At 65.8% G+C, this 11,991-nt stretch carries 11 protein-coding genes; all 11 read right to left on the reverse strand.

The features are described from left to right. The 11 genes from BN1313_RS09670 to sidA all read right to left on the reverse strand — a co-directional run bounded on the left by BN1313_RS09670 (window position 1) and on the right by sidA (window position 11,986). A complete protein-coding gene (locus BN1313_RS09670) occupies window positions 1-1,218 on the reverse strand; it encodes a M50 family metallopeptidase (protein WP_091742590.1) in 1,218 nt (405 codons plus the stop codon). A gap of 10 nt (window positions 1,219-1,228) precedes the next feature. Beyond that, on the reverse strand, window positions 1,229-2,413 hold the full coding sequence (gene dxr, locus BN1313_RS09675; RefSeq protein ID WP_091739672.1) for a 1-deoxy-D-xylulose-5-phosphate reductoisomerase: 1,185 nt from the start codon (window positions 2,411-2,413) through the stop codon (window positions 1,229-1,231). Beyond that, window positions 2,414-3,295 carry a phosphatidate cytidylyltransferase gene (locus tag BN1313_RS09680; RefSeq protein ID WP_342666771.1) on the reverse strand — a complete coding sequence of 294 codons (882 nt, stop codon included), beginning with the start codon at window positions 3,293-3,295 and terminating at the stop codon, window positions 2,414-2,416. It abuts the gene before it with no gap. Next, window positions 3,255-4,007, reverse strand: a complete 753-nt coding sequence (gene uppS / locus BN1313_RS09685; RefSeq protein WP_091742592.1) for a polyprenyl diphosphate synthase — start codon at window positions 4,005-4,007, stop codon at window positions 3,255-3,257. The genes BN1313_RS09680 and uppS overlap by 41 nt, the downstream gene beginning before the upstream one ends. A gap of 37 nt (window positions 4,008-4,044) precedes the next feature. Then, window positions 4,045-4,611, reverse strand: coding sequence for a ribosome recycling factor (frr, locus tag BN1313_RS09690; RefSeq protein ID WP_091739679.1), 567 nt, complete (start codon window positions 4,609-4,611; stop codon window positions 4,045-4,047). A 53-nt stretch (window positions 4,612-4,664) separates the two neighbouring features. Continuing rightward, on the reverse strand, window positions 4,665-5,390 hold the full coding sequence (pyrH, locus tag BN1313_RS09695) for a UMP kinase (RefSeq protein WP_091742594.1): 726 nt from the start codon (window positions 5,388-5,390) through the stop codon (window positions 4,665-4,667). A 136-nt stretch (window positions 5,391-5,526) separates the two neighbouring features. After that, window positions 5,527-6,471 (reverse strand): translation elongation factor Ts, encoded by a 945-nt coding sequence (tsf, locus tag BN1313_RS09700; protein WP_091739682.1) that lies wholly within the window; start codon window positions 6,469-6,471, stop codon window positions 5,527-5,529. A gap of 120 nt (window positions 6,472-6,591) precedes the next feature. After that, on the reverse strand, window positions 6,592-7,431 hold the full coding sequence (gene rpsB / locus BN1313_RS09705; RefSeq protein ID WP_091739685.1) for a 30S ribosomal protein S2: 840 nt from the start codon (window positions 7,429-7,431) through the stop codon (window positions 6,592-6,594). 164 nt (window positions 7,432-7,595) lie between these two features. Then, window positions 7,596-8,384 carry a MipA/OmpV family protein gene (locus BN1313_RS09710; RefSeq protein ID WP_091739688.1) on the reverse strand — a complete coding sequence of 263 codons (789 nt, stop codon included), beginning with the start codon at window positions 8,382-8,384 and terminating at the stop codon, window positions 7,596-7,598. 67 nt (window positions 8,385-8,451) lie between these two features. Next, window positions 8,452-11,883, reverse strand: a complete 3,432-nt coding sequence (gene dnaE / locus BN1313_RS09715; protein ID WP_091739691.1) for a DNA polymerase III subunit alpha — start codon at window positions 11,881-11,883, stop codon at window positions 8,452-8,454. A gap of 13 nt (window positions 11,884-11,896) precedes the next feature. Next, a complete protein-coding gene (gene sidA / locus BN1313_RS17100; protein WP_091739693.1) occupies window positions 11,897-11,986 on the reverse strand; it encodes a cell division inhibitor SidA in 90 nt (29 codons plus the stop codon). Window positions 11,987-11,991 lie beyond the last annotated feature (5 nt).

An 11,991-nucleotide genomic window follows, 5' to 3' on the forward strand; every position in this document is an offset into this window, starting at 1 on the left:
TTAGGAGAATAGGCCGCCGAACAGGTTGAACACACGTAGGCGCTGCAGATCGTTCCAGGTGGCGAAGAGCATCAGACCCAACACCAGCGCAAGGCCCACGCGATACCCTGCCGCCTGAACCTTGGCGGTAAGTGGGCGGCGCGCCACCGCTTCGTACCCATAGAAGAGGAGATGCCCCCCGTCGAGTACGGGAACTGGCAGCAGGTTCAGGAAACCGATGCCGACGGAGATACTGGCGGCCAGCTCCAGGATGGTGACGCCGATGTTCGCCGCAAAGGCCCCCGCCGTCGGCGAAATGGCGGCGGTCTGACGCGTGATGTCGCCGGACAGCTGAGCCATGCCGAGAGGTCCGCTCAACTGCTCGGCGGTTTCCCGCCCGGTGAACATCCGGCCGAGATAGCGCACGGTGGTCGCCACTACGTCCCATGTCCGGGCCACGCCGCCTTGCAGGGCTTCGAGCGGCCCGCGGCGTTCGATGCGCACATCGCCGAAGCGCTGCTGATACTCGATGCCTAAGACGCCCAGCCGGTGCTCACGGCCCATGCGGTCGACGATCACCCCGCGCTCCGGCGTAGCGACGACGGTGACCGTCTCACCGCCGCGGTCAACGGTGAAGTCGATCGGCGTGCCGGTGCGCAGGAAGACGATATTCTGCAGATCAGCAAAATTCTTCAGCCGCTGGCCGGCGGCCTCGACGACGAGATCGCCGCGCTGGAACCCGGCTCGCTCGGCCGGACCGCCGGGCTTTAGCCCATCGATCCGTACTGGCGACACCGGTTCGCCCAAGGCCATCAGGAGGGCGGCGAAGATCGCGATGGAGAAGATGAAGTTGGCGGCAGGCCCAGCGGCGACGATCAGCGCGCGCTGCCACAGGGGCTTGAAATGGAAGTATCGCGACAGCGCCTCCGGCCCATGGGTCCTGACCACTTCTCGGCGCAGAATCTCGAGATCCTCACCATCGGGAACGCTGGCGGCGTTGTCGTCGCCGGAGAACTTTACGTAGCCGCCGAGCGGCATCCAGCCGATCCGCCATTCGACACCCGCCTTGTCACGCCATGCCAGGATCGGCTTACCGAACCCGATCGAGAATCGGTCGATCGCCGTCCCCAGCCACTTGGCGACGAGGAAGTGCCCGCCTTCGTGCACCGTGACCACCAAGCCAAGGATGGCCAAGATGGGCAGGATATAGAAGAGCGAGCCCTGGAGCGTGCTCAGCATGGCGGACATCCTAGGCTCGCGCCCGGGGCTTGAGGCCCTGGGCGACTTCATCGGCGAGGCGGCGTGCGGCGGCGTCGATCGCGCCGGCCCCCTCCAGAAGATCGCCGCCAACGTCGGAGATCATGTTGTGACGGTCCATGCGCTCAAGCGTCTCAGCAGCGACGACGCTGATGTCGAGGAAGCCGATGCGGCCATTGAGAAAGGCGGCGACCGCCTGCTCATTGGCCGCACTCATGGCGGCCGGCGTCCGCCCGCCCGCGGCCAGCGCCTGTTTGGCGAGGGACAGGGCCGGAAAGCGCTCGAGGTCGGGGAGGTCAAAGGTGAGGGGCTGGACAGTCAGGTCCAGGCGAGGCGCCGGCCAGTCCATCCGCTCGGGCCAAGCGAAGGCGCAGGCGATGGGCGTACGCATGTCAGGCGCGCCGAGTTGGGCCAGGGTCGAGCCGTCCTCGTATTCCACCAAGCTGTGCACGATCGATTGTGGGTGGACCAGGATGTCGATGCGCTCCGGCGGCATGGCGAACAGGTAGGCGGCCTCGATCACCTCTAGGCCCTTGTTCATCATGGTGGCCGAATCCACCGAAATTTTGGCGCCCATGCTCCAATTCGGATGGGCGCAAGCCTGTTGCGGAGTCGCCAGCGCCATGGCCTCCCGCGTCCAGGTACGGAAGGGTCCGCCCGACGCCGTCAGAATCAGCCGCGCGACATGAGTGGCGTTGTGCGGCTCCAAGGCTTGGAAGATCGCCGAGTGCTCTGAATCAACCGGGATCACAGCCCCGCCGGCCAGTTTGGCGATGCGCAACAGGCTGGGTCCGGCGCAGACCAAGCTTTCCTTGTTGGCGAGCGCTACGATCGCGCCGCTGCGGGCTGCCGCTAGCGTGGGCGCGAGACCCGCAAACCCGACAATGGCGGACATTATCCATTGGGCGCGCATGCCGGCCGCCTCGATAACCGCCTGACGACCTGCGGCGGCCCGGACGCCAGAACCCACGAGACGCTCGCGCAGTTCGCTCAGTCCGGCTTCGTCCTCGATCACAGCGACTTGCGGCCGCCACCGAAGCGCCTGGTCAGCCAACAATGCGACATTGCGGCCCGCGGCCAGGGCGACGATCCGGATGTCAGCGCCGGACTTATCGAAGAGGTCGAGCGTCGAGACCCCGATAGAGCCGGTCGATCCCAGGATGGAGACGTCGCGCACCTAGTGTCCCCAACCGAGATGATTGGCGAACCGAAGCATGGCCATGACGACCACCGCGAAAATCAGGCCGTCGACCCGATCGAGCAGTCCGCCATGCCCCGGGATGAGGTCGCCGGAGTCCTTCACCCCGAAGCGGCGCTTCAGCATCGATTCCCAAAGGTCGCCCGCCATGGTGGCCAGGCCGACGGCCAGGCCGATCAAGGCCGCAGCCCAAAGGTTGAGCTCGAACCAGGGCGATACGGACATCAGCGCGCCAACGGCCATCGACGCCGCCAGACCGCCAATGAAACCGGACCATGTCTTGTTGGGTGAGAAGCGAGGCCAGAGCTTGGGGCCCTTCAGCACGCTGCCGACCGCGAAGGCCGCGATGTCGGCCGCCCACGTCACGCAGAACAACATCAGGGTCCACCACGGCCCCTGGTTGGTGGACCGTAGCCAGATCAGGCCGAGACAGGCTGGCGCGATATAGAGCACGCCAAGGGCGGCGTTCTCGGGCCGCTGCTCGCCAACGGCGCGCGCCACCAGGCCAGCCAGCGCCAGACCCAGCAAGATGGAGAGCCACGCGAAGACATAGTGGTCGGTCGCCCCGAGAAGCCCCGTCCCCATCACCGCGACCATGACCGCCACGGCGACCCGGCGCGGCGCACGCGGAGCGCTCATGCCACCCCATTCCAGCGCCAACAAGACGACGGCCAGCGCGATCAAAAGCAGATAGGGCAAACTTTCCCAAGCACTGGGAAGCGCGGCGAAAACCTCGCCCCCCAGGACCGCGCCTAAGGCGACCGGAACCAGGATCGCTGCGGATACGACCCGTCTGCCCAGATTGGACCAATCGAAGCGCCTAGCTGGCGGCAAGGACATCCTCGGGGGCCAAGGCGCCATAGCGGCGGTCGCGGGTGGCGAAAATCTGGAGGGCCGCTTTCAGATGGTCAGCGTCGTAGTCCGGCCACAGCACGTCCTGGAAAACAAATTCGGCGTAGGCTGCTTCCCAGAGTAGGAAGTTCGATAGCCGCTGTTCGCCGGAGGGCCTGATGATCACATCCGGCGGCGGCAAGTCGCGCGTCGCCAGGAGATGCGAGAACATCGCCTCGTCCAATTGCGCAGGAGCCGCACGCCCTGCAGCGACCGCCTCGGCGAAAGCCCGCGCGGCGGCGACAATATCGGCCTGTCCGCCATAGTTGAAAGCAATGCTGAGATTGAGGCCGGTATTGCCCCGGGTGCGCGCCTCGGCGTCCTCGATAAGGCCGCAGAGCTTGGGCGTCAGGCCTTCACGGCTGCCCAGCACGCGCACGCGCACGCCCTCGCGGTGCAGACGGCCGATGTCGGTCTCGAAGAACCGACCCGGGAGCGACATCAGTTCGGCCACTTCGCTGGCGGGGCGGTTCCAGTTTTCAGTCGAGAAGGCATAAAGTGTCAGCCAGCCGATGCCCTGGCCGTGAGCGGCGGCGACGATGCGACGCGTAGCCTCCAGGCCCGCCTGGTGACCGAACACGCGGGGCATGCCGCGACGCTTCGCCCACCGGCCATTGCCATCCATGACGATCGCCACGTGCAGTGGCGACGCCGGATCGGTAAGGGCAGTCGGATCGGCCATCAGCAAATTCTACTCTTCAGCAGGTCGGGGCGCATCCTCAGACCTGCATGATCTCCTGTTCCTTGACCTTCAGCGCTTCATCAACGCGCTTGATGGCCTCGTCGGTCAGCTTCTGGACCTCGGCTTCCATCTTCTTCTGCTCGTCCTGATTGATGATCGCGTCCTTCTCGGCCTTCTTCAGGTCGTCGTTGGCGTCGCGGCGTACGTTGCGGACGGCGATTTTCTGCTGCTCGGCGTACTTGCCGGCGATCTTTACCAGGTCCTTGCGGCGCTCCTCCGTCAGCGGCGGGATAGGGATGCGCAGGTTCTGGCCATCGACGACAGGGTTGAGGCCCAGACCCGACGAACGGATCGCCTTTTCAGCCGAGACCACCATGCCCCGGTCCCAGATGCTGACGGAGATCATCCGCGGCTCAGGGACGCTGACGGCGCCGACCTGATTGAGCGGCACGGTCGAGCCATAGGCCTCGACCATGATCTGGTCGAGCAGGCTCGCAGATGCGCGGCCCGTGCGCAGCGAGCCGAACTCCTCCTTCAAGGCGCCCACCGCCTTGTCCATCCGGTCCTTGTACCGGGAAAGAACCGGTTTCTCAGCGGCGGCCATGTCGCCCTCCGTATGTCATGCAGATGCAGGTGTGGCAGATTCAGGCGTGATGCCTAGGTGATGGTGGTGTAGGTCCCCTCGCCGCGCAAAACCTTGAGGAAGTTGCCCCGTTCGCGGATCGAGAACACCACGATCGGGATCTGGTTGTCGCGCATCAGGGCGATCGCCGAGGCGTCCATGACCCGCAGGTCCTGGGCCAGCACATCCTGATAGCTCAACTGGTCATACCGCTTAGCGTTGGGATCCTTCTTGGGGTCGGCGGTATAGACGCCGTCCACACTGGTGCCCTTGAAGAGCGCGTCACAACCCATTTCGGCCGAGCGCAGGGCGGCAGGCGTGTCGGTCGTGAAGAAGGGCGCGCCCAAGCCGGCGGCGAAGATCACCACCCTGCCCTTTTCCAGGTGACGCAGCGCGCGGCGGCGGATGTACGGCTCGCAGACGGCGTCCATCGGGATCGCCGATTGGACGCGGGTGTAGACGCCAATCTTCTCAAGTGCGCCCTGCAGGGCGAGCGCGTTCATGACCGTAGCCAGCATGCCCATGTAGTCGGCGCTGGCGCGTTCCATGCCATGACCGGCCAGGGAGACGCCGCGAAAGATGTTGCCGCCGCCGATCACCAGGCTCAGCTCGACGCCGGTTTTGACGACATCGGCGATGTCTTCGGCCATGCGCGAGATGGTGTTGACGTCGATGCCGAAGGGCTGATCGCCCATCAACACCTCGCCGGACATCTTCAGAAGGATCTTCTTGTAGCGCGGCGGGGCGTCGGTCATGGCGATCCGGGGCAAGGGCGTGGCGCGGGCGAACGGATCATTCGCCGCAGGCGCGCAGGTACGCAAGACTGTGATCGACGAAGCCATCGATCAAAACGATCAGGGCGCGCGAGGTTCCCGCGCGCCCTTCTCAACTTTTAGTTCAGGCCTTGCCGGACATCGAGGCGACTTCCGCCGCGAAATCCGGACCTTCGGGGCCCTTGTCGACGCCCTCACCGAGGGCGAAGCGCACGAAGCTTTTCACCGCGACCGGCGAACCTAGTTCTTTGGCGGTCTCGGCGATCAGCTGCTCGATGGTTTGGTCAGGGTTCATCACGAAGGGCTGCTTCAGCAGGACGACTTCTTCCTGCCACTTGCGGATCCGACCTTCGATCATCTTCTCGACCACACCGATGGGCTTGCCGGATTCCAAAGCCTGATCGGTCAGGAATTTCTTCTCTTTCTCGACGGCGGCCGGATCCAAGTCCTCAGGCGAAAGCGCCAGCGGCGGCATGGGGGTGCCGGCCACGTGCAAGGCGATCTTGCGCGCGACTTCCTTCAGCACGGCCTGGTCGCCCGCGCCTTCCAGCGCCACCAGCACGGCCAGGCGGGCGACGTCGTCGCCTTGCTTGTTGTGCAGGTAGATGGCGACAGCGCCTTGATCGACGGTCAGGCGCGCGGCGCGACGCAGCATCATGTTCTCGCCGATGGTCGCGATCATGTTGGTAATTACGTCGGACACGAGTTCGCCGCCGGCGGTCTTGCCGGCCGAGATGGCGTCCACGCCGTCGTCGACGCCCAGGGCCACGTCCGCGATGGCGCGGGCGTTGTTCTGGAAGGTCTCGTTCTTCGACACGAAGTCGGTCTCAGCGTTCAGCTCGATCAATACGCCGGTCTTGCCATCGGCGCTGATCTTGCCGGCCACAAGGCCTTCGGCCGCGGCGCGGTCGGCCTTCTTGGCCGCCTTGCTCAAGCCCTTGGCGCGCAGCCAGTCGAGCGAGGCGTTAATGTCGCCGTCGTTCTCTTGCAGGGCCTTCTTGCAATCCATCATGCCGACGCCCGAACGTTCGCGCAGGTCCTTCACCAGCGCAGCGGTGATTTCCGCCATGGTCAGCTCCTTCTGTATTGGTCACGGGTCGAGCCGGGCGCCGTTCGAGGCGCCCGGCCCGGGATTAGTCTTCAGCTCCGACCGTTCGGTGACGGCCGCTTGAACTTCAGCCTTTTGGGCTCAGCTCGCCTGTTCTTCAGCGGCCGGTTCGACCGCCGCTTCCAGAGAGGTCTCAACGGCCGGCTCGGCCTCTTCGCCGGTCAGCTCGCGGGCGAGCGTCGGCTCGACCGGGGCTTCCGAGGCGCCGAGATCGACACCCGCCGCCGACTGGCCGGCCGCCAGGCCGTCGAGGACGGCGTCGGCGATCAGGTCGCAGTACAGCTGGATGGCGCGCGCGGCGTCATCATTGCCTGGGATCGGATAGGTGATGCCGTCCGGGTTGCAGTTGGTGTCGAGGATAGCAATCACCGGAATGTTCAGCTTCCGGGCTTCCTGGATCGCGATCGCTTCCTTGTTGGTGTCGATCACGAACATCAGGTCAGGGATGCCGCCCATGTCCTTAATGCCGCCCAGCGACAGCTCGAGCTTGTCGCGCTCGCGGGTCAGCTGCAGCAGCTCCTTCTTCAAGCGGCCACCGGTTTCGCCGCCGTCCAGGACGCCTTCAAGCTCGCGCAAACGCGCGATCGAGCCGGAGACGGTGCGCCAGTTGGTGAGCGTGCCGCCCAGCCAACGGTGGTTCACATAGTACTGGGCGCTGCGGCGGGCCGCGGTGGCGATCGGCTCGGAAGCCTGACGCTTGGTGCCCACGAACAGGATGCGGCCACCGCCGGCGGCGACTTCACGCACCTTCACCAGGGCCTGGTGCAGGAGCGGAATCGACTGCGACAGGTCGATGATGTGGATGTTCGAGCGGCTGCCGAAGATGAATTTTTCCATCTTCGGGTTCCAGCGGTGCGTCTGGTGGCCGAAGTGGGCGCCGGCTTCGAGCAGTTGGCGCATAGAGAATTCGGGAAGAGCCATGTCTTCGTATGTCCTTTTTCCGGTTGAACCTCCGCAGGCAACCCCTCCTGGTGGAGGGACCGGATTGGAAGGACGGGATGTCTCCCCGGCCTCGCCAAACACCTGCGTGATGGAATGGCGCCGCAAATAGGCGTGAAGCACCGAAATTGCAAGGGTTTAGGCGGTCAGCTCCAGCTGAAGCGCTTGGCCACCAGGAAGGCCACCCGGAAGTCGTTACGTTTGCGGATGATCGGGCTGTCGGCCGCGTCGCCGATGATCCGCTCATAGTTGGCCATGACTCCGGCGCCGAGGTTTTTACCAATCGGCGTCAGCATGAAGGCCAGCACGCCCGCGCCCTGGAGACCACCGCCGGGCGTATAGGCCGGCAGGCTGTTCGCCGCGCCCTCCGCCGGGGTTACGCCGTAATAGGCGCGCATGCGCTTGGCGTCCGCCCCACGAACATAGGCTTGGGTCGCGAGAAGGCCGATCGGCGTGCGCGACTGCTGGGCGAGCGTGACCTGGTAGGTCAGGCCGTCGCTTTGCCCGGTGACGTCGTGGCCGACCTGGCCGCCGAAGACGAAGTTGCCAGGAAGCCGGGCGTAGGCGTAGCCGCCGGCGTTCGCGCCGAAGCCGGGCCGATCGAGGTTGGGAGCGATGGTCGGCCGGCCGGCGGAGAACTGCGGCTCGACCTGCACGCCGACCCGGATCGCGTCGCCCTTGATCAGGTTGGCGCCGACGCCATTGAAGGGATCGGCGAAGAACCGGTCTTTGTAGTTGACGGCCAGCCACGGGGCGACGCGCGCCTTGGCGTCACGCCCGCTGGCCCGGCGGCCGCTATAGAGGACGCCGGCGCCCACATCCACCGTCCAGGTCTTCTGCGGCGTGACCTCGCGAAAGGGCATGACCTGGGCGCAGGCCGCGCCGCCGGCAAGCGCGAGGGCCGTGGAGACGACGGCGATAGATTTGATGTGCATGGGGCGTACTCAGCTGAAAGGTTGTTCCTTCAACGCTGAAGCGGCGCCGTTGATCCGTATGCGTCGATTAGACTTCTTCGACGAACAGCACGCCCGGCGCCGTCTTGATCGCGCCGCGCACCGCCCGATCCAGGCTGTAGCGTTCCGGCAGCTTCACCTCGACCTCGCGGCCGGCGCCAAGATTGGCGACCAGAACGATTTCGCCGCCGCGAGGGTTGGTGACGCCCAGCCGGGCCTTCAAGGCCTCAATCTCGGCGCTGGCGGCGGCGACGTGAACGCGCAGGCCGGCGGTGGCGTTCTCCACGGCCTTTTCCACAGGCTCGACGCCGTCGCCGAAGAAGCGGACCTCGCCGTCGCGCGCCTTCACCCGCACGCGCAGGGAAAGCGCCGCGCCGGGCTCCAGCAGGTCGCGGCACTGGCGTAGCGTCTCCGGCGGGAACAGCACCTCGTATTCGCCAGTCGGATCGGAGAAGGTGACGAAGGCGAACTTCTCGCCGGTCCGTGACGGCTTCTCGGTCTTGCGGCGCACGACGCCGGCCATGCGCAAGGCCTCCGCGCCGGCCTCGGCCTTGGCGATCGCGTCGACGTAAAGTTCGGTGCGCTTGCGGCGGAGCGCCTCAACCATGTCGTCGAGCGGGTGGCCGGACAGGTAGAAGCCGACGGCGGCCAGTTCCTCGTCCAGGCGCTGGACGGCGCTCCAGGGTTCGGTCTTGACCAGGCGCGGCCGCGCGGCGTCGGACTGGTCGCCCAAAAGGCTCAACTGGTCAGAGGCGCGGTCGGACGCCACGCCCTGCCCGTAAGCGACCAGCTTCTCGGCCGCCGCAAAAGCCTGGGCGCGGCTGGGGTGGATGGAATCAAAGGCGCCGGCGCGGGCAAGGGTCTCGAAGGTCCGGCGGTTCACCTGCCGCGGATCAACACGCTCGACGAAGTCGAACAGGTCGCGGAACGGCCCGCCGGCCCGGCGCACCTCAACTACATGCTGCATCGCCTGGAAGCCGACGTTGCGGATAGCGCCTAGCGCATAGAGCACCTCGCCGTCGTCGACCTCGAAGTCGGCGCCGGAGCAGTTGATGTCAGGGCTCTTCACCTTCACGCCGAAGCGCCGGGCGTCCTGGTAGAACACCGAGAGCTTGTCGGTGTTGGCCATGTCGAGGCTCATGGACGCAGCGAAGAACTCGACTGGCGCGTTGGCCTTCAGCCAGGCGGTCTGATAGCTGACGACGGCGTAGGCGGCCGCATGGCTCTTGTTGAAGCCGTAGCCCGCGAACTTGTCGACCAGATCGAAGATGGAGCCGGCCTGGGCCGCCGGCACATTGTTGGCCTCGGCGCCGGAGATGAACCGGGCGCGCTGGAGGTCCATCTCCTCCTTCTTCTTCTTACCCATGGCGCGGCGCAGAAGGTCGGCTTCGCCCAGGCTATAGCCCGCCAGGATCTGGGCGATCTGCATCACCTGTTCCTGGTAGACGATGACGCCGTAAGTCTCCTTGAGCACCCCTTCGAGGCTTGGATGCAGGTAGTCGATCGCCTTGCGGCCGAACTTGTTGTCGACGAACAACGGGATGTTCTCCATCGGCCCTGGCCGATAGAGCGAGACGATGGCGGTGACGTCTTCGATCGAATTGGGCCGCAGTTGGCGCAGGGTGTCGCGCATCCCCTGCCCTTCCAACTGAAAGACGCCGATCGTCTGTGCGTTGCTCATCAGCTCATAGGCGCCCGCGTCGTCGAGCGGAATCGCCGCCATGTCGACGCCAGCGCCGCGCTTCTCCAGATACTTGAGCGCGCGGTCGATGACGGTGAGCGTTTTTAGCCCCAGGAAATCGAACTTCACCAGCCCGGCGCTTTCGACCCACTTCATGTTGAATTGGGTCGCCGGCAGCTCTGAACGCGGATCGCGGTAGAGCGGCGTCAGTTCAGTGAGCGGCCGATCGCTGATCACCACGCCCGCGGCGTGCGTCGACGCGTTGCGGTAAAGGCCCTCCAGCTGGAGCGCGACCTCCAGCAACTGGGCCACGGCGTCGTCGTCGCGTTTGGCCTGTTGCAGCCTTGGCTCGATCTCAATGGCCTTGGCCAGGGTGACGGGGTTGGCCGGATTTGCCGGCACCATCTTGGCCAGGCGGTCCACCTGCCCGAGCGGCAACTGCAAAACGCGACCGACGTCGCGCAGGACCGCGCGCGCCTGCAGCGTTCCAAACGTGATGATCTGCGCCACCCGGTCTTCACCGTAGCGCTGCTGGACATAGCTGATCACCTCTACCCGCCGCTCCTGGCAGAAGTCGATGTCGAAGTCGGGCATCGAGACCCGCTCAGGGTTCAGGAAGCGCTCGAACAGCAGGCCATATCGCAGGGGGTCGAGGTCGGTGATCGTCAGCGAATAGGCGACCAGCGAGCCGGCGCCGGAACCGCGGCCCGGGCCGACTGGAATATCGTGGGCCTTCGCCCACTTGATGAAGTCCGAGACGATCAGGAAGTAGCCGGGGAAACCCATCTGGGCGATGACCCCGATCTCCCGCTCCAGCCGCGCTTCGTACTCTTCGACCGGGTAGACATTGGCCTGGCCCCTGGCCATGCGCGCCTTCAGGCCTTCGCGCGCCTGATGGGCCAGTTCGTCGGCTTCGGAGCGGCCGCCCTCGGTCGGGAAGGTCGGCAGGATCGGGTCGCGCTTCTTGACCATGAAGGCGCAGCGACGCGCGATGTCGAGGGTGTTGTCGCAGGCCTCCGGCAGGTCGGCGAACAACGCCCTCATGTCGGCGGCCGGCTTGAACCAGTGTTCGGCTGTGACGCGGCGACGTTCGTCCTGGCCGATGAAGGCGCCGTCGGCGATGCAGAGCAGCGCATCGTGGGCGGCATGCATGCCGCGGCCCTTGAAGTAGGCGTCGTTGGTGGCGACCAGCGGCGCCTCGGTCTCATAGGCGTAGGCGACCAGTTCAGGCTCGGCCGCAGCCTCGCCGGGCAAGCCGTGGCGCTGGAGTTCAACGTAGAAGCGATCAGTAAAGGCGGCGTGCATGTCCGCCAGGACGGCGCGCCCCTCTTCGGTCTTGCCGGCGGCGAACAGCGGGTCGGCGGGGCCGTCCGGCCCGCCCGACAGCAGGATCAGGCCCCCTGCATGGGCCTTGATCTTCTCCCAGGGCACATGGGGCTCGTCCGACGGTTCGATCTCAAGATAGGCCGCCGACGACAGTTCGCAGAGGTTGAGGTAACCCGTTTCGTTCTGGGCCAGCAGGACAAGGGTGGGGATTTTCGACCAGCGGTCCGGACCGCCCTCGCCCAGCCCCGACACCGGGAGTGCGCAGCCGATGATCGGCTGGACGCCAGCGCCCTTGGTGGCGACCGAGAATTCCAGCGCGCCGAAGAGGTTGGCTCGATCGGTAAGGGCCACCGCCGGCATGCCCGCCGCCTGGGCCAACGTGCCGATCGCGTCCGCCTTGATCGCGCCTTCAAGCAGCGAATAGGCCGACCGCACCCGCAGGTGAACGAAGCCCTCGTGCTCGCCTGCGGTCAACGCATCCTCCTGATCAGCCGATGTAGCCGGTCACCTGAACGACCATCCAGACAAAGCTGGCCACGGATGCAAATGCCAGCGATTCCCGCGCGAGACGAACCATGTGAC

The sequence above is a fragment of the Phenylobacterium immobile (ATCC 35973) genome (genome assembly GCF_001375595.1).
Taxonomy (GTDB): Bacteria; Pseudomonadota; Alphaproteobacteria; order Caulobacterales; family Caulobacteraceae; genus Phenylobacterium; species Phenylobacterium immobile.

Bases quoted from the DNA above. Each gene is read 5' to 3' on its own strand.
- BN1313_RS09670 (WP_091742590.1), bottom strand. From the start codon at position 1,218: ATGCTGAGCACGCTCCAGGGCTCGCTCTTCTATATCCTGCCCATCTTG.
- BN1313_RS09680 (WP_342666771.1), bottom strand. From the start codon at position 3,295: ATGGCGCCTTGGCCCCCGAGGATGTCCTTGCCGCCAGCTAGGCGCTTC.
- uppS (WP_091742592.1), bottom strand. From the start codon at position 4,007: ATGGCCGATCCGACTGCCCTTACCGATCCGGCGTCGCCACTGCACGTG.
- frr (WP_091739679.1), bottom strand. From the start codon at position 4,611: ATGGCCGCCGCTGAGAAACCGGTTCTTTCCCGGTACAAGGACCGGATG.
- tsf (WP_091739682.1), bottom strand. From the start codon at position 6,471: ATGGCGGAAATCACCGCTGCGCTGGTGAAGGACCTGCGCGAACGTTCG.
- rpsB (WP_091739685.1), bottom strand. From the start codon at position 7,431: ATGGCTCTTCCCGAATTCTCTATGCGCCAACTGCTCGAAGCCGGCGCC.
- BN1313_RS09710 (WP_091739688.1), bottom strand. From the start codon at position 8,384: ATGCACATCAAATCTATCGCCGTCGTCTCCACGGCCCTCGCGCTTGCC.
- sidA (WP_091739693.1), bottom strand. From the start codon at position 11,986: ATGGTTCGTCTCGCGCGGGAATCGCTGGCATTTGCATCCGTGGCCAGC.